The sequence below is a fragment of the Syntrophorhabdales bacterium genome, from assembly GCA_035541455.1.
GTDB lineage: Bacteria > Desulfobacterota > Syntrophorhabdia > Syntrophorhabdales > WCHB1-27 > JADGQN01.
In genome coordinates this window covers 37,397-60,498 of the sequence record DATKNH010000013.1, presented here as the reverse complement: position 1 = coordinate 60,498, position 23,102 = coordinate 37,397, and the positions used below count along the sequence as shown (strand labels likewise).

Genomic DNA, 23,102 nt, shown 5'->3' with positions numbered 1-23,102 from the left:
TCTTCTAGTCCTCTATTGAAACGGTTTCTTTTCGTTCCGCTTCACGCATGAGCCACAGACTCGTTTCTCTCGGCAACGCGAGAAGAGAATTTTTGTACTGGCTAATCTCCACCCGCTTGCGTACCAGGTACTGAAACACACCGGCATCCACGTCTGTACTGAGGAAGGTCGCTCCCACAAGTTTACCCTGCCTGTAGATCAGCTTCCTGTATGTTTCCTTTTTTCCATTTGCTTCCGCGAGCACCTCATCGCCTTCGACAGGAGTCGTCTCTCCGACGGACACAGCACGATGACCGAAGAAATTGAAGGTATTCATCGGCAGCCAGCCTTCGTACTCCTTGACCTCACCCACCATGTTGCTGCCCGCAACGTTGCCCTGCTCGGCCGCGCTGGGCAAAATAGGATTCAGACCATGCTTCCCTGTAAAAAAGCTTTTGGCTGCTGCGACGTCGCCCGCTGCAAACACGTTGCTGACATTTGTTCTCATCTGGCGGTCGACCAGTATGCCGTTGTCCACTTCTATACCGCTTCCGTTTACGAGAGAGGTCCGCGGCCTTACGCCCGTAGCAACCAGCAGCAGGTCCGCTTCCAGGGCATCTCCCCCTTTCAATGCTACCCCGACGAAGCCTTTCTTGCTGTACACTTCAGCAACTTGCTTGTTGACAAAAAAAGTTATGCCATGCTGCTCCAGCACCCGCTGGATCATTGGGGAGGCGTCTGCGTCGAAATAGGAGGGCAGAATGCGCGGCTGCATCTCCACAACCTTCACCTTCATTCCCTTTTCAGCCAGGCATTGAGCCACATGCATACCGATCAACCCGGCGCCGAGAATGATTGCGGTCCTGGTTCCCTTTATTTTGTCTATCAGAGCCCTGGCGTGATCCAGGGTCCTCAACTGCAACGCCTCTTCCTGCTTCAGGCCCGGGATTGACGGGACAACAGGCTCACTGCCCGTTGCGATCAGGAGGGAATCATACGCCTCCCGCTCACCAGACTCGTAAATGACCTGGCTCTTGCCTGTATCGAGACGCTCCACCCGTTTGCCCCTGCCCCTGGCCCACACTGCTCGCATCCGGTCAAAGAAACTCTCCGTCACCATGGAAATTTCAGATTCCTGTATCTTCCCTGAGATGAGGTAGGGAAGAGACGTGGGAGAATATGGAAGGTGAGGCTCCATCGACACCACTTCAATATCGTCTGCGGCGTTGTTCTGCCTCATCCGCTTTAATGCCGAGAGGGCTGCAGTGCCGCATCCTACTATGACATGTTTTTTCTTTTCCAAAGCATCTCTCCTCTAAAAACCGGCTAAAGGCAAAGGGCCCAAGGACAAAAGGTTTGAAGCCATGAGCCATTAGCCCTTTGCCGCTAGCGCTAGCCCCTCACTCTATTCTAACGACAGCCACGTAACAACTGGCTGCTCTTCACCCCTGACCGCAGCATACGTTCTTTCGATGACGCGTTCCACATGAAGCGCGGTAATGTCTGCTCCGCCCAGTCCCCCTATAAAGTCAACCAGCTTCGGGGCCGGTGTCTCCAGATCGCTCAACAGGGTTTTCAACTCGATGAAGTTATGGCCGCAGTTCCACGCGTAGCATACGTTTCGGTCGACCACTCCTATGGCTTTCTTCCCGTTGAGGGCCTTGATCAACCGCTCCTTAGGGCTGGGCCGGAACATCCGTATCTTGATCAGCCCAACCTTCAGCCCCTCCTCGCGTTTCTTGTCGACAACAACCTTTGCCGTTCCCGTGGAGCAACCCATGGTGACAATGACCACCTCGGCGTCCTCGGTCCTGTACTCCTCTATCTGACCGCCATAGCTGCGGCCGAACTGCTTTCCGAACTCCCTGTCGATCTCATCGAACTTTCCTTTTGCCCTCTGGTGGGCTGCACACGCCTTATACCGGTATTCGGTGAAAAGCTCCGCAGGAACCGTGTAGCTTGAAAAAACCATGGGATCATCGAGGCTCCACTTGGGGCGTTCCATGTTCTTGAGCGGAGCTAGAAAGAGATCCGCTTGCTCTTGCGTCGGTATCTCAACTCTCTGTGAATGGTGCGAGAGAAAAAATCCCTCGTAGCACACGTTAACAGGAAGGAGCACGTCTGAATCTTCCGCCAGCCTATAGGCCATCATTATAGTGTCAAGTATCTCCTGGCAGGATTCCATGTAGATCTGGACCCAGCCGTGATCCTTCACCATCACAGCATCCTGCTGTCCTGCCACTACACCGTGCGGGCTTACCTGCTCCCTCATACCGATCGCCATTACGATAGGGAACCTGTTTCCCGCAGCAAGAAGATAGGCATCATTCATGAACGACAAGCCCTGGGAAGAACTGGCGGTGAACGTGCGTCCGCCAGCCGCGCATGCACCAAGCAGGACGCCCATCGCCGAATTCTCACCTTCGGGCTCTACCATCTCCGCGTTGAGTAATCCCTCGGCCTCGAACTTGTAAATCGTTTCGAGCAGCGGTGTCTGCGGGGTGATCGGGTAGGAGGCAATCACATCGGGTCGCGAGAGGAGCACGCCGTACGCGCCTGCGCGATTCCCGTCCAGCACTCTCGTTTGGCCTCTCAGATCCATTGTCGCCATCAGACTTCCTCCCTCACCAGTGCAATTGCTCTGGCCGGGCAGACTCTGGCACAGACTCCGCAGCCTTTACAATAATCGAGATCAGCAGAAAAGAAATGTCCTGTTTCTTTCCTGCAGCCGCACGGACAGAAGATGAAGCACCAGCCGCACTGACGGCACTTCTCACTCCTTGTAACCGGCCTCTGCGACCTCCATTCCCCTGTTTTGACATCGAGCGGCTCACTTGGTGTCGACCAGGGTCCTTCAAATTTGCTGATGAATTTCATGTGGTGCTCCTTACTGAAATTGCGACACTGTCGTAGCCGCGTCTCACCAGGTCTATGTTTTTCTGCAACAACTTTCCTTCGAAGTTCATGTCGAGGCTTGCTATCACAGATTCCAGCTTTACCCATCCCGTAACCTTTGCTATCACGCCGAGCATGCACGTGTTGACGATCGCCCTGCCTATCTCATCAAGAGCCAGGGCGGTTGCATCAATCAGGCCCAGCATTTTGAGCGCGTCAGGCCATTTCTCCAGCTTCAGCTTCGGGGTATTAATAATTGCAATGCCGTCCCCTTTCAATCCGTTGAAGATCTCTTGCGATCTTCCTATAAAAGGATCCAGGCACATAATACAATCGGGATCATAAATCTGGTGAGTCTCCCTTATCGGTTTTTCATCGCAGCGAAGAAAAGCCGCCACAGGCGCTCCTCTGCGTTCTGCCCCGAAGGTCGGGAACGAAGAAGCGTACTTGCCCTCGAGGACAAACGCGTATGCCAGCATTTCAGCGCCCATCACTACCCCTTGCCCTCCCCTGCCGTGTAACCGTATCTCTTTCATTGCACTCTCAACCCTCCCAGGAACTCCTTCTCGGTCTTTCTTCTTGCGTGATCGATATGGTCGTTCAGCGCTTTCTTCGCGTTTCTATAATCCTTCAGTTTCAGGAAATTGACTATTTTCTGGTGGTACCTGAGGGATTCCTCAGCCAGTTCGTGGTCCAGTTTTGTACGCCTTCTGAATCTGTGCATTTCCTTCCGCAGCGCATCTGCCATCCTTATCAGGCGCTCGCTATGACTCAGGGAGCATAATACCTGATGGAACTCCGCATCCAGCTGGATAAAGAGATCACCTTTGTACTCTTTCAAAGCTCTTTCCGCCTGCTTGAGATTCGTCTCCAGCCTGCGTATCTCAGTCTCCCCTATACTGTCAATCGCCTTTTTTAGGGCAAGGGTCTCGACGGTTTTTCTTAGTACCGAGATCTCTTCAAGGTCCTGGACATCTGCATCGACTATTTGATAACCCACCTTGTCGATTGCAGTGATGAGCAGTTCCCGCTCGAGGGCATGAAGCGCCTCCCTCACCGGAGTCCGGCTTATGCCCGTCTCCTCTGCAATTTTTGATTCGTAGAGTTTCGTACCTTTCGGAATCGAACCGGTAAGAATTGCATCTTTCAACCGTTCATAAACGATTTTCCGCAGGTGGGGTTGCTTTTCTATTTTGAAGTTGATGATATGCTGCTTCATTGTCTTTCTTGTAGCGCATCTAGGGTACAGTATTTTTGCTCGGGTGTCAAAAGGTTTTGCCAGGGCGAAAGACGTTTCTTTCCGCCTTCCTTGACACACCCCGGTTATTGGGGTACAGTATCCCAATAAACATCCCCCATTCTTTGAAATAAAGCAGAGGCCCAGATGATTGAGATAAAGTTCTTCGGCAGAGGAGGACAGGGCGCGGTCATCGCGTCTCAGATCCTTGCAAGGGTTTTTTTCACCATGGGGAAGTACCCTCAGTGCTTCTCCGTTTTCGGCGGCGAACGCAGAGGCGCCCCGGTTGCCAGCTTTCTCAGGGTGGACGACAAGAAGATCCTTCTGAAATGCGAGATCACCGCACCGGACCAGATGATTTACATGGCGCCTGATCTTGTGGACGAAAGAGAGATTGAGTCAATGCTTAAGCCCGGAGGGCTCCTGCTCATAAACAATGCTCTGACCGACAGAGATTTTCAAGCGTTGAAGAAGTTTCGTTTGGCTCTTATCGACGCACTCTCCGTCTCTGAGTCTCTGGGATTGGGGGCTACGATCAATACAGCTATGCTGGGCGCTTATGCAAAAGCCAGCAACGCGGTGCCCATGGATCTTTTGGAAGAAGTAATTAAGGAGTCGGTCCCGGCAAAAGTTTCGGCCAACGTAGCTGCGGCAAAAAAGGCTTACGAGTTGACGCAACTCTTTTACTGATTTGCCTTCACAAGGGCCCATAAGGAGTGGATAGATGAGCCATCGCACCATAGGGATAAAAGACATAGAGCCTATAATTCCCTTCTCCAGAGGAACCACCGAGGTTTTTTTTACAGGTCACTGGAGCAGCAAGAAACCGTTTTACGCGGAGAAGACATCGCCCTGCCGGCGAGGATGCCCTATAGGCAATGATATTGCCCGTGCATTCAGTCAGGCATCTCTGGGTAACCACGACGCTGCATTACGCATCTTTCGTCAGGATAATCCTCTACCCGGTGTCTGCGGGAGGGTCTGCTATCACCCGTGCGAATCTGACTGCAACCGGAAAGAATTTGATGAAGCGATCAACATTCGTGGCTTCGAGCGCTTTCTGGCCGACCACGGCAAAGTCGACACAAAGAGGGAAATTCAGGTCCAAAAAAGAAAGGCGAAAGTCGCTGTAATCGGCTCCGGACCGGCGGGGTTGAGCGCTGCCTACCATCTGGCGCGACTTGGTTATCCTGTCACAATCTTCGAGGCTCTGCCTGAAGCAGGGGGCATGCTCCGTTATGGCATCCCAGAATACCGACTACCGAAAGCTATCCTGCGCAAGGAGATAGGTTACATAGAGCAATTGGGCGTGCAGATAACAACGGGAGTTCGCGTCGGCAACGACATTTCTCTCGAACAGATTAGAGACAAGCACCAGGCCATCTTTATTGCCGCAGGCGCCCATAAGGGAATGCGCCTGAGCATCGAGGGAGAGGAACTCCCCGGCGTGATGGAAGGCATGGGTTTTCTCAGGAGTGTTAATCTCGGGGAACAAATAGCTGTGGGCAAGAGAGTAGCTGTGATAGGAGGCGGCAACACGGCCATTGATTGTGCGCGGGTCGCACGGCGTCTTGGCGCAGAAGAAGTGACCATCATATACCGCCGCTCACAAAAAGAGATGCCGGCTCTCCCCGAAGACGTGGCAGCCGTGGAGCGCGAAGGGATAAAGATCGATGTCCTTGCTGCGCCGAAACGGCTGATCGGTGATGGTACCCGGCTTTCGAAAATCGAGTGCATGCGCATGACATTGGGAGCACTAGACGAAAGCGGAAGAGCACAGCCCCTTCCTCTTCCGGGATCTGAATTCGATCTGCCGGCAGATACCGTCATCGGAGCCATAGGACAGGTGCCGGATCTCCAGTTCACAAATGGAGTTGGAATTCGTTTGGGCAGAAACGGCGTTATCGCTATTTCTCCTGAACGCGCGGAAACGAATATCGAAGGGATATTCGCTGGCGGAGATAGCGCAGGAACGAAGGCATTCGTTGCAGATGCCATTGCGAGCGGAAAGACAGGCGCTTTGGCCATACATTGCTACATCGAAGGCATCGATTTCGGACAAGAGTTTCAAAGCCATCAAATTGGTGAGAAACCCGCCTTCTCATTCCAAAGTATTATGCATCAGGGAGATTACCAGATTGATCTCAAGAAAGTCGTTCCGTATGAGAAGATAAACACCCTTTGTTTCTCTCGCGGAGAACGTGCAATGGCGCCTGACCGGCTCTCGCCGAAGCGAGCGGTAAAGAGCTTTAAAGAGGTCGCGGGCGGCATTGATCCGTCGCAGATGACGAACGAAATCGAGCGATGCTTCAAGTGTGGGACATGCACAGAGTGCGATCTTTGCTTCCTGCTCTGTCCTGACATCTCTCTGGTGAAGGAAGGCAAAAAAGGTTACACCGTTAAGATGGACTACTGCAAGGGTTGCAGCATTTGCGCCACGAGCTGCCCACGCAATGTGATAGAGATAGGAGCAACCACAGGAGCTGGCACATGAAACAACTTCTTCAGGGAAATTACGCAGTGGCTGAAGCCGTTCGCCTTGCACGAGTTCAGTTGGTAGCCGCATACCCCATCACCCCGCAAACGCCTATTTACGAAAAGCTTTCTGATATGGAGCTTGAAGGAAAGTTGACCGGCGTGATGATGCGGACAGAATCGGAACATTCTGCTATGGCAGCCTGCATTGCCGCCTCCCTCACGGGCGTGCGCACCTTTACCGCCACAGCTTCTCAGGGGCTCGCCCTCATGCATGAGATGCTCCACTTTGCTTCTGGAAACAGAGTGCCTATTGTCATGTGCAATGTGAATCGTGTAGTCGCTGTTCCCTGGGCGTTCGGCAGCGATCAATCGGACAGCCTCTCCCAGCGCGATACCGGGTGGCTGCAGTTCTACTGCGAGGACGCCCAGGAAGCGCTCGACACGGTCATCCAAGCATATAAGATAGCAGAACAGACGCTCTTCCCCGTCATGGTGGCAATCGACGGCTTTTTCACATCTCACTTCATGGAACCAATTGAGTTACCGAGCCAGGAGGCAGTGGATTCCTTTCTGCCGCCCTTCAGCATTCCCACCAGATTTAACATTGAAGACCCCGCGTTCATTTCAAACGTGGTGAGCCCGGAGCAGTACATGGTCTATCGGGAGACAAGCTTCAGGGATATGGAGAAGACGCGGCCTGTCATTGAGGAGGCAAACAGGGAATACCGCCAGATCGTGGGGAGGGGGTACGGTGTGGTGGAGGCTGTGAATACTGACGATGCCGAAATCGTCCTGGTGACGAGCGGCGCCATGACGAGCACTGCACGTGTAGCGATAGAGTCCTTGCGAAGCAAAGGCTGCAAAGCGGGACTCCTCAAGATAAAAGCCTTCAGGCCCTTCCCTACAGAAGAAGTGCAGGGGGCTTTGAAGAATGTACCGAAGGTAGCTGTGCTCGACCGGAATATATCCCTTGGCAAGGAAGGCATATTCTGCCACGAATTAAAGTCGGCACTCTATCCGCTCGTAAAAAGACCTACCGTGACTGGCTACATTGCGGGCATCTGCGGCGCAGACGTCTCACCGGAGATGATTGAAGACATGGTGCTCGAAGCTCTACAGCATGACAAACCGACCGATTTACCAGTATGGGTAAGGAGAGAAACATGGCTACAGAAACACTAGACATGGGCACGGAGATGGAATATATGCGGTCAGGCCACATGGCCTGCCCGGGGTGCGGCCTCGCCAGCACTATTCGGCTCGTCATGAAGGTGTTGGGGAAGAATACAATCGTGGTCATGATCCCTTCATGCGTGGGTCCCATCAGTGCAAATTACCCCAACAGTGTCTTTGAGGTGCCCTGCTTTCATTCGGCGTTCGAGATCGCCGCACCCACAGCAGCCGGCATAGCCAACGCGCTCAAAGTCCAGGGACGAGATGATATTATTCCTGTTGCATTTGCAGGCGATGGCGGCACGTTCGACATAGGGCTCCAATCTCTGTCGGGCGCAGCAGACCGGGATGACAACTTCATCTATATCTGCCTCGATAACGAGGCGTACATGAACACAGGTATCCAGTCCAGCTCGTCGACCCCCCAGAACGTCTGGACCATGACCACACCCGGCGGCAGGCACGGCAAGAAAAAGAAGTTCATGCAGATCATTGCCGCGCATCGCATGCCTTACGCAGCCACCGCGTCTTTCGGTCATCCTCACGATCTCATGGCCAAGGTGGAAAAGGCGAAAAGAATCAAGGGCACACGCTTCATTCATACGCTGACACCCTGCCCCACGGGCTGGAGAATGCCTGAAGAACTCTCCGCGAAATCAGCAATGCTTGCTGTCGAGACAAAGATCTTCCCGCTCTACGAGATCATAGATGGAAGGGAATACCGGATTACGCACCAGCCTCAAGGTCTGCCGGTGAGCGAATACACGAAGATTCAGGGCAGATACCGCCACTTTACCAATGAGGATGTGGCAAGGCTACAGAAGCAGGTGGATGAAGACTGGGAACACCTGGTAGCGCAGGAAAGAGGAATCTGTTGAAAAGACGGTTAACGGCTGACGGCCCACGGCTAACGGGAGAAACATACAGAACTTGTAACTGTTAGCGTTTAACTTTTGGCCTTTGGCCTTCACCTTTGGCCCTTAACCTTTTGCCTCGAGCCGTAAGCTTCAAGCTTGGTTCTTATGAAAAAACTCATCATCACCGATAGCACCACCATCCGCAAGAAGGTCCATGCGTATTTGAGGGAGCAGATCCTCAGCGGTGAGATAGGTCCGCAAGAGCGCCTCATTGAAGCGAAGATCGCAAAAGATATAGGCACATCGAGGACACCCGTCAGAGAGGCTCTTCACACCCTCGAAATGGAAGGCCTTCTGGAATCGATACCCCGTGTCGGCTATAAAGTAAATACGGTGAGCGACCAGGAAGTCGAGGAAATATGCGAGATCAGAACAGTCATCGAAACCCTGGCTGTTCGATGGGCTATGGAAAAGGCCCACGCGAGATTAGTCAAGGAGCTCAAGAAAAACATTGCGACAGCCGAGCAGCGGGTGATGCAGGGCGAGGTGAAAGCATACGTGGACCTCGATGCCCAGTTCCATGAAATTATCGCTGGACTGAGCGGAAGCAGGAGACTCCTGGAACTGGCACAGACCCTGAGGCGCCACATGGTGCGTTACAGGATCCAGAGCATCTATGCGCCGGACAATGTTATCCGGGGAATAAACGGCCACAAGGAGATACTGGCAGCGATCGTGACAGGCGATGTGGAGACAGCTGCAAAGGCCATCAGGAATCACCTCGAGCAATCAAAGAAAGACATACTGTTTTACGCGTTCCGCGAGCATGGGGAGGAAAAGATCAAACGAAGACAGACGTGATGAGGCACCGGATGAAGGTCCGGTTATTTTAAGACGACGCAGGGGGAACTGACTATGGCGGGTTTCTGGAAAGGGTTCGACAGATTGCTGGATATAATGGCTGCGCTTGCGGGTGTGATACTGGTCTTCATTTGTGCTGCCGTCTGCTACACGATAGGCATGCGGTTCTTATTCACGCGCACGACAATATGGATCATGCAGACGACCGAATATGCATTACTATGGATCGTCTTCCTCGGAACCACGTGGCTTCTCAGAGAGGGCGGTCACATCACCACGGACATCATATACAGCCACCTCAATGACAAGACAAGAGGTTACCTTGACTGCACCATGTTCATAATCTCCGGAGTTGCCTGTATCGTCATGGTCTATTTCAGCATCACCTACATGATAGAGTGCATCCAGCGCGGCATCACTGACGTACGCGCCGTTACCATCCCGAAATGGACCGTCTTTGTCATTATCCCTGTGGGGAGCATCCTCCTTACCATCCAGTTCTTCCGAATGGCCTGGAGCAGGGTTGCCGAAATCAAGGCGGGGAGGTAGCCCATGGAATGGTATACGACCATATGTATACTCTTCGGAGGCATGGTATTCCTGCTCCTCACAGGCGTGCCCATAGCCTTTGCCTTTCTCATTGTCAACATGGTGGCCGCCTACTTCTTCCTCGGCGGGATACCGGGCCTGATAGGCGTGGTCACGGGTGTTTTCACCTCCATCACCACATTTACCCTGCTCCCCGTGCCCTTCTTCATTCTCATGGGAGAGCTTATCTTTCACTCGGGCATGGGACTCGATGCAGTCAATGTCCTTGACAAATGGCTCGGCAAGCTCAAAGGCAGGCTCTCGATCCTTGCAGTCATCATGGGAGTGATCATAGGAGCACTCTCCGGTTCCACGATTGCCACATGCGCACTCCTCGGTACAATCCTGCTTCCCGATATGCTGAAAAGGGGGTACAGCAAGAACATGAGCCTCGGCCCACTCATGGGAGTTGGAACGGTAGACGCCCTTATCCCTCCTAACGCCCTCACGGTGGTGCTTGCGAGCCTCGCGAATATCGATGTGGGGCAGCTCCTGATCGCCGGCATATTGCCGGGCATTATCATGTCATCCCTCTATTTTGTATATGTCCTGGGATGGTGCCATCTCTTCCCCAATGAAGCGCCTATGTATGAAGTCGCACACGTGCCGTTGAAGGAAAAAATACGGGTCACTTTCGTCTATCTGCTGCCTCTTGGCTTCATCATCTTCATGGTCATAGGCCTTATCTTCCTAGGTGTGGCAACGCCGACCGAAGCTGCGGCAACAGGAACATTGGGCTCCTTCATCCTTGCCATATGTTACAGACGCCTCACGTGGGACATAATGAAGAAGTCGGTCATGGGCACGGTGAAAGTGACGTCCATGATATTCATGATCATCATCGTGTCGAGCACGTATGGCGAGATACTGGCCTTCACCGGTGCCGCTGCCGGTATGACCGGCTATATCACCGGCCTCAGCATTCACCCGTTGATAATACTCGTCGGTATGCTCGTGGTCGTGCTCATCATGGGCTGTTTCATGGAAACGGTGGCGATCATGATGATCACCATTCCTATCTACATGCCCGTGGTCACTGCGCTCGGGTTCAACACGGTTTGGTTCGGCGTGATGATGCTGATCGCCCTTGAGACAGGCTTGATTACCCCACCCTTTGGTGTTACGCTCTTCGTGATGAAAGGCGTGGCGCCTCCCGACGTAACGATGGGAGATATATGGAGGGCGGTAACCCCTTACGTCATAATAGATTTGCTCTGCATTGGGATCGTGCTCGCCGTACCATCAATAGCAACTGTGGTTCCGGCACTTATGGGTATGGTGAAGTAACTGAAAAATAGGATCAGGGGTCAAGGGACACGGGTCTAGTGAGGCAGAAAACAATAAATGAGGAGGAATTATGAAGCAGAAAGCAGGCTTTCTTTTTGCTGCAGTCGTTGCCTTATTCTTTTTTGCTTGTACGATACACGGTATCGCCAACGCACAGACAATCACGCTGAAGGTCGTCACTGCCTGGCCAAAAAACACCACCGACAACAAATCACTTTTTTATTTCATGGACAGCGTCGAGCAACAGGTGGCGAAGAAATATCCCGGCGAGCTGAAACTGAACCTCGTCGGTGGTCCCGAAGCGGTCAAGATCCAGGACCAGGCGCACGCTGCTCAGACCGGCATGGTTGATATCGTCCATACGACCAACGCGTACTATGTCTCTGAAGTTCCCGAGGTCGATGCTATGAAGCTCTCGGACTTCAAACCATGGGAGGAGAGGGCAAACGGAGCCTGGGCGTACTTCAATGACTTGCACGAAAAGAAAGGCCTTTACCTTCTGGGTAGACTCGGTATAGATGCGCCGTTTTACCTTTACCTGACACGACCGATAAAGACGGCCGACCTTAAAGGGTTCAACATTCGAGTCTCTCCCATGTATCTTCAGGTCATCAAGGGCCTTGGCGGTAATCCAGTGGTCATTCCACCGAGCGACGTGTACCAGGCGCTCGAGCGCAAAGTGGTAGATGGATATTGCTTTGTCCTCGTGACGATCCGGGAGTGGGGATGGGAGAAGCAGACCAAGTACATCGTCGATACGGGATTTTATTCAGGACCGCATCCTCTCATCATGAATCTGAAAGCATGGAATGCGCTGCCTAAGAAATTCAAGGATGTGCTCACAGAGGCCGCCATGGAGTCGGAAAGAAAGACTGTCGCCTATTATGAGGAGGAAGGCAAGAAAGAGATCCCTCTTCTGAAAAAGGCCGGTATCCAGGTGATCGAGCTTCCTCCGGCCGAGAAGGAGAAATTCCTCAAAATAGCCTACGACGAGGGCTGGAAAGACGTGATAAAGAACAACCCGAAAACAGGCCCTGAACTGCAAAAGTTACTGACAAAGAAGACCGGAAAGTAAGTCAGGTATATCACGGTAGAGTAAAGGCGGTCCGGCTCAGACAAATACGGGCTGCACAGAAACTTGAAGGGAGGCCACCGATGAAAAAGGGATCATTCATTCTTTTCTGCACAGTTATTTTCATGGCTTCTGTATTTACCGTCCACACCCCTGTTGCTCGGGCTGCTGAATCTGTCACCCTCAAGGCAGTGACCGCCTGGCCAAAAACAGCCACAGATAACCAGGCTTTCTTCATTTTCACCGACCTGGTCGAACAGCTTGTAGCGAAGAAGGCGCCGGGTGAGTTGAAAATTCAGTACATCGGCGGCCCGGAAGCTGTGAAGACAAACGAGCAGGTGGCAGCTGCGCAGCGCGGCATGGTGGATATGGTCTTCACTACAAACGCCTACTATCTCTCGGTGCTCCCCGAAGCGGATGCAATGAAGCTTTCCACGATGACACCCATGGAGGAAAGGGCGAGCGGAGCCTGGGCGTACTTTAACACGCTCCATGAACAGAGGCTAGGGCTTCGTTACCAGGCGAGGCTCGGACTCGATCTCAAATTTCACCTTTATCTGGTTAAGCCGATCAAGAGCGCCGATTTAAAAGGGTTGAACATCAGGGTATCTGCAAACCAGCTGCAGGCAATAAAGACCCTGGGCGGGAACCCGGTGGTGATACCACCGACAGAAGTATACGCGGCACTGGAACGCCATGTTGTGGACGGTTATTGCTGGCCCTCTGTCGGGATCCGCGACTGGGGCTGGGACAAGGTAACGAAATACGTCGTCGAGCCGGGGTTCTACAACGTGCCCAATCCCGTCCTCATCAACCAGAAGACATTCAATGGTTTGCCGAAGAAGCTTCAGGATATCCTGAATGAGGCTGCAGTGGAAGGCGAGAAAAAAGCAGTCGCACTCTTCGACGATCTGAAGAAGAAGGAACGCCCTATACTGCAGAAGGAAGGCATCGAGGTCATCCAACTCTCCCCTGCTGAAAGCGAAAAATTCCTGAAAACAGCGTATGATGCGGGATGGGCAGAGTTGATGGAAAAAGCTCCCAAGACAACTCCCGAGTTGAAGAAATTACTTACCAAGACGAGGTGATAGATGGCCGAGGCACGTGAACGTTACGTCATCTGCGAGGGAAAGCAGATGTGCTTCTCTTTACCCCCGGGGTGGAAAGTACTCTCTGATCAGGACAAGCCGACAGTTCCAGGCGTAGCCGATCCTGTAGCCGAAATCAAGAGGGCGCTCGACAATCCCGTAGGAGGGCCAAGGCTGGAGGAGCTTGCTAAGCCCGGGATGGATGTCGTGCTGCTGTTCGACGATCTTCAGCGGCCGACACCCGCACACCTGGCGCTGCCTGAATTGATGAACCGCCTTAACCGCGCGGGGATTCCTGATTCGCGCATGACTGCGGTATGTGCCCTGGGAACACACCCGGTCCTATCATATGAACAGCTGAAGAAAAAGGCGGGCGAGGAAGTCGCAAAACGGTTGGGTGAACGGCTCGTCTCCCACGATCCCTACTCCACACAAAACGTTGTCATCGGTCGAACCCACAGGGGCGCTCTGATCGAGATCAACCCTCACGTGGCCTTTGCTGACCTGATCGTGGGCGTTGGTGAGTGTATGCCGCATCCCACTGCAGGCTTCGGTGGCGGAAACAAGATTATAATGCCCGGCGTCTGTTCCTATCGGGCAGTAGCAGATCATCATTTCGCCTGGATTCGTCATCGATATGCCAAAGTAAACGTGATGGACGGCAATCCTTTTTACGAAGAGATCACCGACGCAGGACGACTGGCACGGCTCGCGTTCAAGCTCGATCTCGTCATCAACGACAGGAAAGAAATCATTCGCGCGTTCGCAGGAGAAACGGTGGCTGAGCACAGAGAGGCTGCCAAGTTCGCGGCGTCCCTTTACTTCGTTCCTCTTGCCAAGGTCGCTGATGTGACGATCACGTCGGCGTATCCCCTGGAAATCGCCGTGCAGGCTACCAAGGCCCTGACCATGGCCGGCTACTGCACCCGTTCGGGAGGCATCATCATCTGGGTCGCCCCTCAAAAGGAGGCCGGTCCGATACTGCCTCTCGTCCAGGAGATGGCGAGTTCTGAAACCGCCACTGATTTTCACCGCAGGTTGATCGCCGGGAAGATTCCCGACCAGCTAACCTCGTTTGGCATCTCGTATATTATGCAGGTGGTCTTCTTCAAGGAACTCGCAGAGAAGTTTGACGTGATACACGTCACCGAAGGGCTGCCGACAGAGACCGTACGGATGATGAAGTTCACTCACGCTCGCACGCTCCCCGAGGCAGTGGATATGGCTGCGAACAAGATGCCGCAGGCTGATGTTGCGATCTTCCCCTCAGGGGGCAATATCATACCGGGAGTGGCCTAAGAGCAGCAGCAAGTGAGCAGTCAGGGGTAAGCGGTGAACAGCCTTGAGCATCTTGCAGGAGACAAGCGACCAGCAAGAGCGTGGGAGGATCAAAATGAAAGATATCATCCTGATCACCTTAGTGAGCTTAATATTCGCAGTCACGGTACTGGCAACGAGCACATCCCGAGCTGCGGAACTTGCTCCTTTATATACGCCGCCCTCAGGGGGAACAGTCTACGTGCTCGGCGCCGGGGTGGCGGCAGTTACCAATAAATACATGACCGATGTCAACTTCGTTCATGAGGCAGCCACAGGAACCATGGAGATGGTCCGCCGCATGATGCAGAGGGAGGCAGGCAAAAAACCGGCATTCGCTCTTTTCGGCACGCCTGACGGCTATCGTGCGTATAAGGGGCTTGGCGAATACGCGGGTAAGCCCTTCTCAACATTGCGGGCGATATGTTTTATCAACGGATCGGACCAGTACTTTGCTGTACCTGCCAGGGGCCCCATCAAATCCTTTGCAGATGCCAAAGGCAAGCGCATAGGCATCGGAGGGCCGGGCAGCACTGTCTCCACAAGCGCTCTTCTTTTTTTTGAAGCGCATGGTGTGACAAAAAACGATTTCAAACCGTACTACTATGTCTTCAAAGAAGTAGTCGAGGGCATACAGAACGGGAGCCTGGACGGTGGCTTTCTTGGAGGAGCTTATCCGATGCCCTCCTACATGGAGCTTTCACAGCTTACGCCCGCACGCGTGGTACCGGTGGATGAACAGGCATTTAACAAGATACTTCCGGAACACCCTTACTATTACAAGAGGATCATCAAAGCAAAATCATACAAAGGAATGGACCAGGATACGCCGGTCTACGGATTTGCCACCAGCATCTTCACGCATGCTGACGTGAGTGAAGATCTTGTATATCGATTCCTGAAAAATCTCTGGGAACACCGGCAGGACTACTATGCGATCCACGCTTCGACAACAGGTGATTTTACAATTGAGAATATGACGAAGGCCACACCTGTTCCTTTTCACCCGGGAGCGGAAAAATATCTGAAAGAAATCGGCGCTTGGAAGAAGTAGTTACTCTAGCGTGAAATGTGTTCCTTAAGGAGGGCTTATTAATGGCGAGAGATTTAAGGACGTTCATGGCGGATTGCGAAAGAGAGCTGCCGCAGGAGTTCGTGAGGGTCACGCGGGAGGTTGATCCCAAGTATGAGATCACCGCAATAGTAAAGAAACTGGACCTTATGGGCAAATACCCCATGGTTCTCTTCGAGAAGGTGAAAGGGTACAGCACGCCTGTCGTATGTAATACCGAGACCAGCGCCACCAAGTACAGCCTCGCCCTTGGTATCCCTCCGCAAAGAGTTGAAGACTTTTACGGCGAGAAGGAAGAGGAGGCAATCCGGCTGAATAAGTATCCCGCAAAGGAGATCAAGAAAGAAGATGCTCCTTGCAGGGATGTTGTACTCACGGGCAAAAAGGCGGATATGACGCGTTTCCCTTTTATCACTCATCACAAGGGCGAAGCGCCTTATCTCACAAGGGCGGTGGGCATAGTGATGGATAGAAAGATAAATGCTCCCCATTGCTCTCACTACCGCTTCATGGTAAAAAAGCCGCACCTCGGTGTAACTCACATCACGCCCGGTCGTCATTTCTGGCACATCTATAATGATTACATGGAACGCAACGAGCCGATGCCTATCGCATTTGCCATAGGGCTTCATCCTGCGTGGGCTACCGCTTTTCAGAGCCGTGTGAGCCATCCACCTTCAGAATTTGACATTGCGGGAAGCCTGATGGGAGAGCCCCTTGAGGTGGTGAGATGCGAGACAAGCGACGTACTTGTGCCCGCACGTGCCGAGATCATCATAGAAGGCGTCATCCCCCCGGGTGTCCGGGAGCAGGAAGGCCCGTGGGGTGATTTCACCAAGTACCACCAGGTGGCCATGCGCCACCCTGTAAAGATCACAGCGATAACCCATAGGAAGAACCCGATCGTGCACGACATGGGAGCCTGGCCGAGCAAGGGTATGCTGATGGGCCGTATCCCGCAACATTCCTTTATGAACCGCAAAATTAAAGAGGCCGTACCCGACGTAAAGAAATTCAAATTCATCGCGGCAGCAGGTTGGTGGTACGGGTTTATTCAAATCGATAAGAAACATGCGGGGCAGCCAAAACAGGCTATCCTTGCGGCATTTGCCAATGACCTGTACCTCAAGTACGTTGTCTGCGTTGATACCGACATCGACCTGGACAATGGTGCCCAAATGACCTGGGCGCTCGCCACAAGGGTGCAGGCAGACAGGGACGTAATGATCCTGCCGGGCGTGCTCGGTACGGACCTTGATCTGTCGTCAGCGCAAGAGGCTGTCGTGACAAAAGTGGGCATAGACGCGACCGCAAAGCCGTTCCGCAAGGATCTGCCCCCTGTGGCAGCTATACCTGAGGATGTAATGAAACGGATAGATCTGAAGAAGTTTATTCCAAATCCGGAGGACCTGGTCTAAGACAGAAAACAGGAAAAAGATAAAGCAGGTTGAGGTAAAGGCTGAAGCGAAGGTTAAGATAAAAACGAAAGTGGTGTACGCTTTGTCTCAACCTTTATTTCGTTTTTTCCTCTGCCTGCTTCTGCCTTCACCTTGTTCTATCCTTAACCTGTATTCACTACGAAGGAGGAATTGTTATGAAAAAGTTTTCTGTTGTTGGCATCGGTCTTATCATGCTGGCTTTTCTTATCTGCCTCATCCCTAGTCAGGGAGGCGCAGCCGAAGAAAAAACCATTACGCTCCGCTATTCGACCATGTTTCCGGCTCCGCACCGGCAGAGTCAGGTAGTCAATGACTGGTGTAAGGAGGTTGAAAAGAGGACCAATGGACGGGTGAAGGTAACGGTGTACCCCAACAACACGCTTACGCCTGCCGTGCAGACATACGACAGCTTGGTTAAGGGCATCGCCGACATCGGTCTCGCTGATGCGGCCTATACCAGAGGAAAGTTTCCGCTCACCGAGGTTGTCGGTCTCCCTCTCGGTTACAAGAGCGCCACGCAGGCAACGCACATGACCAATGCATTCTACAACAAGTTTAAGCCTAAGGAATGGGATGAGACGAAGGTCCTCTATTTTTACAGCCACGGCCCGGGTCTCCTTCACAGCAAGAAACCGGTCATGAAGCTCGAAGATGTCAAAGGTCTCAAGATCAGATCTCAAGGTGTAGCAGCGAACATTGCTCTGGCTCTTGGGGGCGCGCCTGTCGGCATGCCAATGGGTGAGTCATACGACGCCCTCTCCAAAGGCGTCGCAGATGCCATTCTTTGTCCTTTTGAGGCGATGAAAGGATGGAAGCTGGCAGAAGTCGTCAGCAGCCATACGCTGGATTACGGGGCGGCTTACACCTCTGCACATTTTGTCGTCATGAACAAGGCGAAGTGGAATTCCATCTCTCCTGTGGATCAGAAAATAATCGAGAAGATCAACGAGGAGTGGATCGAGAAAGAGGGCAAGGCATGGGATGAGATAGACAAAGAAGCCATGGATCTGGTACAGGCGCGGGGTAGCAAAATCATAGCCCTCTCAAAAGAGGAAGACGCGCGATGGGCTGCCCAGGTAAGGCCCCTGCTGGATGAGTACGCGAATAACATGAAGGCAAAAGGACTTCCCGGCGATGAAGTCCTTAAGTTTTGCCTCGAGTATCTAAAGTCGCACTAGCGGTGAGCGCGAACATCTGAGAAGAACCGAAGAAGCGGGCGGGTTCAATAGGCTGCACAACACTTAACAGACCGGTCCGCTTCTTCGCGTTATCAATTCCTCATTTCCTGTCCACTATTACGTCTGCTGAAGTTTCTGGAGGAGCTGTTCCACTTTCGCATTCTTCGGGTTCATGGAAAGCACGAACTGGAGTCGCCGTGCGATCGGTTCCTTCTTGTAAGCCCCGGGGTTTGCGGCATACTGGTAATACTCGAGCCTGGCGAGGTTAAAATGAGCATCTTCGTGGAAAGAGTCTATAGAGATAGACTTTTCGTACGCTGTCACCGCATCATGGTATCTTCCCAGTTCTTCGTAAATCGCACCCAGGTTATTGTGTGCGTCCGCATTGTCCCCTGATACCCCCAGCACGCGCTGGAGGCACTCTATAGCTTTTCGGTACTGGCCCTGTTTGGTCAGCAGGCTTCCCAGGTTGAGCAGAGCCTTTACATGTGCGGGATCCAACTTGACAACCCTCTGATATTCTTCGACGGCTTCATCGAACATATCGTGGCGATCGTACAATGTGGCAAGACAGAAATGCGCTGACACTGCATCAGGACGGGCTTTGATTGCCATCTGATAGTAGCCGAGGGAGCCTTGATAGTCCCCCTGCAGGTCCGCGATGTGGGCGAGGTTGATCAATGCTTCGACATCATCAGGCCGCACCTGCAGCGCTTTCTCGTACATCTGCTTTGCGGCACCCAGCCGGTCCATCTTCTCATAGACGTAGCCGAGGTTGTTGTATGATTCGGGATTATCGCCTTCGAGTTCGGCTACCTTGGTGAAACATTTCAAGGCTTCTTCGTAGAGTTCTTTTTCAAGATATGCAAACCCGAGGTTAACGTGCGCATCGGTTAGATTCTCGTCCAGTTGCAGACTCTGTTTGTAGGCTTCAATCGCTTTGTCCGATGTTGCCCTGGCACCATCGCAGGCCATACCTTCCTCAAACCACTGCCGTGCCGTCTTCTTGGACTGCGTGGGTTCTTTCTGGGCCTCTTTCTCAACGACAGGATCAGGCGCGGGCCGCTCCGCGGCCTGTTTTCTCCTTCGGACAAGGGAGATTTTCTCCATGACCAATCCTTATTTCAAAACAGTGCGCTGGCTGACCGGTTCAGTCCGAACGCTTCGCCCATCTCACAAGAATTATCGGCTAGCAGCATATTTTAGCTAAGCAAATGTGCTGCGTCGTTCGGGTCACACTACACCACAAACTTTGACCTTTCACACGTACTCCATATCCCGCAGGCAGATCTAAGGGATACATCTGAAAACTCGCTGAGTTAGAGAAGTTTTCCACAAATCCTGTTGAAAACTTGTAAAAAATTTGTCGAGATAGATGCGCAAGCGCCCATTTTTACTAACGTTTTTTCAATTTGCCCCATGGTGTGGCAATCGCAAAAGCCCAATGGTTTCAACTAATATCCGGTAAACTGAATATTCTGATATGATTACCTGCCAGGAAAATGCTCAGAAAAAATCACCTTTGATTATGGCAACTTGGCGATACCCGGTTTTGACCCGCCCATTCGGGCGAAAAATGGCCTTGCGGAAGGAGGGCCTCTTGTGACTTCCTGAGAGGCCCGGTAGAGTAAGCGTGAATCTATCCGAACTTTTGAAGATAACGGTAGGCCTGCAGGGCAGCCTTGGCTCCCTCGCCTGCTGCAACAACAATCTGCTTTTCAGGAACATCAGTGACGTCTCCGGCTGCAAACAAACCCGGAACCCCGGTCTCTCCGGAACAGTTCACCTCGATCTCACGAACCTTATTGAGCCCGAGCAGGTCCCTCGCCAGATCAGAGTTGGGAATTAATCCGATTTCAACAAAGACTCCTTGTACTTCCAGTGTCCGCTCCTCACCCGTTTTGAGATCCTTGATGCGGATGCCTGACACAGAAGAATCACCCAGCACCTCCTGGGTTTCGTGTTCAGTGAAGACTGTAACATTCGTGCCTTCTTTGACCCGTTCATGAAGGATCTGGTCGCACGTCAGGGGCGTAAGCGAAATCATATACACATGTTCTGCAATCTTCAGCATATCGATGACCGCTTCTACGGCCGAGTTGCCGCCGCCGATCACAGCCACTTTCATTCCCTCGAACAGCGGGCCATCACACGTGGAACAGTAGGTGACTCCCCGACCCCGCAAGCGCTCTTCTCCTGGAACGCCAAGCGACCGAGGCCGTTTACCGCTGGCAATAATCACTGTCTTTGCCTGGTAGCTTCCTGCTCCTGCCGTTTGTAACCCGAAGCCGCCCTCCACTCTTTCTAAACCGACAACCTCTTCTTCTATTTTCACATCTATGGGAAACTGGCGTACCTGCCTCTCGAATTTCTCAATGAGCTCCGCTCCCTCTATAAACTGATAACCCATATAGTTTTCTATCTCGTTCGTCCAGAGTGTCTGGCCGCCCACATCCTTACTGATCAAGAGTACGCTCAGCTTCTTCCTTGCGCTATAGACTGCTGCTGTCAGGCCCGCAGGTCCGGCGCCGACGATGGCCACATCGTACATGTAAGACCCCACAGAAAAGAGAGATTAGAGCCCGAGAGCTTCCTTCAATTTGCTCTCAGAAAATCCGACCACAATTGTTCCGTTGATATCGAAAACAGGTACTACCATCTGTCCTGCTTTCCGGGACATCTCTTCGCGTGCTGTTTTATCTGCTGCAACATCCACGTCTTGAAAGGAGATACCATTCTCCTCGAGGAACTTTTTCGCCCTCTTGCAGTGCGGTCAGGTCGGCGTCGAGTAGATCAGAACCTTCTTGTCGCTTTCCATACTTCACCTCCTATTCTGTTGTCTGCTTCTGTTGTCTGCGTCCGTGTCGATTCATTTTTTCTATGTTAGTATTGCGCCTCCCGCCCCTGTTGTCAATGATTGAATATGGATTGCATAGGGCTCGCAGCACGCTTGACACCGTCTCAGCGGATGCTATAATTCAGCAACCCCGATCCAAAGGAGCACAAGAAATGATCGTCGTGAATGTAGAAAGCCCGGAAGCCGAAAGAACAACTTACGTAGCTCATCGCGGAGGCATTGCCCGCATGCTGCTTACTTCTCATTTTATGAAATCCATGGAATTTTTTGCGTGGGCAGTGGTGCCACCCGGCAATACCCTCGAAGAGCATGTGGATGCTGTAGAGGAAGTCTATTTCATGCTTTCAGGCGAAGGGTCGATGAAAGTGGGCGACGAAGAAAGAGCGGTGAAGACGTGGGATGCGATATGGCTCCCCGCAGGCGTACCCCATGCGTTCACCAATACAGGCAAAGATAATGCCTTCATCGCTGTCGTTGCGGCTTACCCGAGATGAGCAGCAAAAAGGGCAACCCTGAAGGAGGTGGTACCTGTGGCACACTTTGATGCCGGTTGAGCAGACTGAGGGGACGACTACACCCCGCCACCAGTTAGTTGGCGCATATTGAAATTTGCTGATGATACGCAGGCCGGCGTGTTTGGCCTGGACGAAATACTGGCCGAACTCCACGCAGAGGACCGCAAAGCCAACGATGCCACTGCAGAGGAGATCATCACAAGGCTGGAAGCGATGAGGAACTATATCCCTTCCTCAGGCCGCGTCCGTAGAGAGTATGCCTATATCCTGTTGAAGGAGTACAAGAAATACCTTAAGGATAGGACTGATGAACGCAAGAAATAACTATTCATATACGGTGAGGCAAATGGCAGAAACAAAGAAAGTGGAAGCATTTGTGGCGGGCTGACCGCTCTTCCCCCTTTACCATCTTGCCTGCTTGCGCATTCGAAACAATTCCATTACATTATTGCGTGGCCCTCCAGCTAATACTCTTTGACCTCGACGGTACCCTCGTGGACTCGGCAACCGATATCGCCAACGCGTTTAACTACTCGATAGGTCTGCACGGGATCCCGCCTATCTCGCGCACCGAGATAGAAACTATACTGGGTGAAGGCATGACCCTCATTATGAAGAAATTTGACGAGTGGAAAAGCCTGGGGGTTGACCCCGCCACTATCCGCAAGCATTTCAGAGAATATTACCTGGAACACATAGCGGTCTATTCCGCGCCCTACCCGGGGGTGGAGGATACCCTCCAGCGACTGAAGGATTTCAAGAAGGCTGTTGTCTCGAACAAGCTGGAAGTATTCACCATGAAGACACTCAGACAACTCCGGCTTCTGCAATATTTCGATCTGGTTGTGGGAGGAGATTCAGGCCCTGAACGGAAACCGAGTCCTCAGGCCATACTCTCTGTACTTTCAAAATTCAGCGTTCCGGCAGAAGAAACCTTAATGGTAGGCGATACCTCTTATGATATTGAGGCCGGCCGCGGCGCGGGCGTAAAGACTGCGGCTGTCACCTACGGGTACGGTTCGTCAGGTTTCACCGACGGCGCAGATTTTACCCTGGACACGTTTCCTGAGTTGATCGATATTGTCACCACGCTCTGGTAACGTGAATGAAATTCATCCACGTTAAATTTTAAATCGCAATATCGAAATTCTAAACAAGTCCTAATATTCAAAATTCTCTCAGACGGCGTTTAAGTCTTGGGACATTTGA

At 52.4% G+C, this 23,102-nt stretch carries 23 protein-coding genes; 16 read left to right on the top strand and 7 right to left on the bottom strand.

Going from position 1 to position 23,102, the window contains the following annotated elements; all coding sequences use genetic code 11:
* Positions 1-4: 4 nt before the first annotated feature.
* From VMT71_01415 to VMT71_01395, 5 genes are all read right to left on the bottom strand, one after another.
* Entirely contained in the window at positions 5-1,282 is a 1,278-nt protein-coding gene (locus tag VMT71_01415; protein ID HVN22600.1) for an FAD-dependent oxidoreductase, read from the bottom strand.
* 102 nt (positions 1,283-1,384) lie between these two features.
* Positions 1,385-2,590, bottom strand: coding sequence for a hypothetical protein (locus VMT71_01410; GenBank protein ID HVN22599.1), 1,206 nt, complete (start codon positions 2,588-2,590; stop codon positions 1,385-1,387).
* Positions 2,590-2,856 carry a 4Fe-4S binding protein gene (locus VMT71_01405; GenBank protein ID HVN22598.1) on the bottom strand — a complete coding sequence of 89 codons (267 nt, stop codon included), beginning with the start codon at positions 2,854-2,856 and terminating at the stop codon, positions 2,590-2,592. Before VMT71_01405 ends, VMT71_01410 begins: the two co-directional genes overlap by 1 nt.
* Positions 2,853-3,410, bottom strand: coding sequence for a 2-oxoacid:acceptor oxidoreductase family protein (locus VMT71_01400; protein ID HVN22597.1), 558 nt, complete (start codon positions 3,408-3,410; stop codon positions 2,853-2,855). The genes VMT71_01405 and VMT71_01400 overlap by 4 nt, the downstream gene beginning before the upstream one ends.
* Positions 3,407-4,093 carry a GntR family transcriptional regulator gene (locus VMT71_01395; GenBank protein ID HVN22596.1) on the bottom strand — a complete coding sequence of 229 codons (687 nt, stop codon included), beginning with the start codon at positions 4,091-4,093 and terminating at the stop codon, positions 3,407-3,409. The genes VMT71_01400 and VMT71_01395 overlap by 4 nt, the downstream gene beginning before the upstream one ends.
* Positions 4,094-4,258: 165 nt before the next feature.
* On the opposite strand from VMT71_01395, the gene VMT71_01390 reads away from it, so the two are divergent.
* From VMT71_01390 to VMT71_01330, 13 genes are all read left to right on the top strand, one after another.
* On the top strand, positions 4,259-4,801 hold the full coding sequence (locus VMT71_01390; GenBank protein HVN22595.1) for a 2-oxoacid:acceptor oxidoreductase family protein: 543 nt from the start codon (positions 4,259-4,261) through the stop codon (positions 4,799-4,801).
* 34 nt (positions 4,802-4,835) lie between these two features.
* Entirely contained in the window at positions 4,836-6,605 is a 1,770-nt protein-coding gene (locus VMT71_01385) for an NAD(P)-binding protein (GenBank protein ID HVN22594.1), read from the top strand.
* Positions 6,602-7,771: a hypothetical protein gene (locus VMT71_01380; GenBank protein ID HVN22593.1), complete on the top strand. Its 1,170-nt coding sequence runs from the start codon at positions 6,602-6,604 to the stop codon at positions 7,769-7,771. Before VMT71_01385 ends, VMT71_01380 begins: the two co-directional genes overlap by 4 nt.
* Complete coding sequence (locus tag VMT71_01375) at positions 7,753-8,640, top strand: thiamine pyrophosphate-dependent enzyme (GenBank protein ID HVN22592.1); 888 nt, start codon at positions 7,753-7,755, stop codon at positions 8,638-8,640. Before VMT71_01380 ends, VMT71_01375 begins: the two co-directional genes overlap by 19 nt.
* 144 nt (positions 8,641-8,784) lie before the next feature.
* On the top strand, positions 8,785-9,480 hold the full coding sequence (locus VMT71_01370) for a GntR family transcriptional regulator (GenBank protein ID HVN22591.1): 696 nt from the start codon (positions 8,785-8,787) through the stop codon (positions 9,478-9,480).
* 54 nt (positions 9,481-9,534) lie between these two features.
* Positions 9,535-10,029 (top strand): TRAP transporter small permease, encoded by a 495-nt coding sequence (locus VMT71_01365; GenBank protein ID HVN22590.1) that lies wholly within the window; start codon positions 9,535-9,537, stop codon positions 10,027-10,029.
* Between the two features lie 3 nt (positions 10,030-10,032).
* A complete protein-coding gene (locus VMT71_01360; protein HVN22589.1) occupies positions 10,033-11,355 on the top strand; it encodes a TRAP transporter large permease subunit in 1,323 nt (440 codons plus the stop codon).
* A 70-nt stretch (positions 11,356-11,425) separates the two neighbouring features.
* Positions 11,426-12,430 (top strand): TRAP transporter substrate-binding protein DctP, encoded by a 1,005-nt coding sequence (gene dctP / locus VMT71_01355; protein HVN22588.1) that lies wholly within the window; start codon positions 11,426-11,428, stop codon positions 12,428-12,430.
* Between the two features lie 80 nt (positions 12,431-12,510).
* Positions 12,511-13,515 (top strand): TRAP transporter substrate-binding protein DctP, encoded by a 1,005-nt coding sequence (dctP, locus tag VMT71_01350; GenBank protein ID HVN22587.1) that lies wholly within the window; start codon positions 12,511-12,513, stop codon positions 13,513-13,515.
* A 3-nt stretch (positions 13,516-13,518) separates the two neighbouring features.
* Positions 13,519-14,814: a nickel-dependent lactate racemase gene (gene larA, locus VMT71_01345; GenBank protein ID HVN22586.1), complete on the top strand. Its 1,296-nt coding sequence runs from the start codon at positions 13,519-13,521 to the stop codon at positions 14,812-14,814.
* A 94-nt stretch (positions 14,815-14,908) separates the two neighbouring features.
* A complete protein-coding gene (locus VMT71_01340) occupies positions 14,909-15,886 on the top strand; it encodes a TAXI family TRAP transporter solute-binding subunit (protein HVN22585.1) in 978 nt (325 codons plus the stop codon).
* 41 nt (positions 15,887-15,927) lie between these two features.
* Positions 15,928-17,322: a UbiD family decarboxylase gene (locus VMT71_01335; protein ID HVN22584.1), complete on the top strand. Its 1,395-nt coding sequence runs from the start codon at positions 15,928-15,930 to the stop codon at positions 17,320-17,322.
* A gap of 176 nt (positions 17,323-17,498) precedes the next feature.
* The gene (locus tag VMT71_01330; GenBank protein ID HVN22583.1) at positions 17,499-18,521 is read left to right on the top strand and encodes a TRAP transporter substrate-binding protein; all 1,023 of its coding nucleotides are present in this window, start codon (positions 17,499-17,501) and stop codon (positions 18,519-18,521) included.
* 117 nt (positions 18,522-18,638) lie between these two features.
* On the opposite strand, the gene VMT71_01325 is transcribed toward VMT71_01330, so the two are convergent.
* Entirely contained in the window at positions 18,639-19,631 is a 993-nt protein-coding gene (locus tag VMT71_01325) for a tetratricopeptide repeat protein (GenBank protein ID HVN22582.1), read from the bottom strand.
* A gap of 529 nt (positions 19,632-20,160) precedes the next feature.
* Positions 20,161-21,072, bottom strand: coding sequence for an FAD-dependent oxidoreductase (locus VMT71_01320; protein HVN22581.1), 912 nt, complete (start codon positions 21,070-21,072; stop codon positions 20,161-20,163).
* Positions 21,073-21,530: 458 nt separating this feature from the next.
* Between VMT71_01320 and VMT71_01315 the strand changes: the two genes are divergently transcribed.
* From VMT71_01315 to VMT71_01305, 3 genes are all read left to right on the top strand, one after another.
* A complete protein-coding gene (locus VMT71_01315; protein ID HVN22580.1) occupies positions 21,531-21,872 on the top strand; it encodes a cupin domain-containing protein in 342 nt (113 codons plus the stop codon).
* A 108-nt stretch (positions 21,873-21,980) separates the two neighbouring features.
* Positions 21,981-22,217: a hypothetical protein gene (locus tag VMT71_01310; GenBank protein ID HVN22579.1), complete on the top strand. Its 237-nt coding sequence runs from the start codon at positions 21,981-21,983 to the stop codon at positions 22,215-22,217.
* A gap of 128 nt (positions 22,218-22,345) precedes the next feature.
* Positions 22,346-22,993: an HAD-IA family hydrolase gene (locus tag VMT71_01305; protein HVN22578.1), complete on the top strand. Its 648-nt coding sequence runs from the start codon at positions 22,346-22,348 to the stop codon at positions 22,991-22,993.
* Positions 22,994-23,102 lie beyond the last annotated feature (109 nt).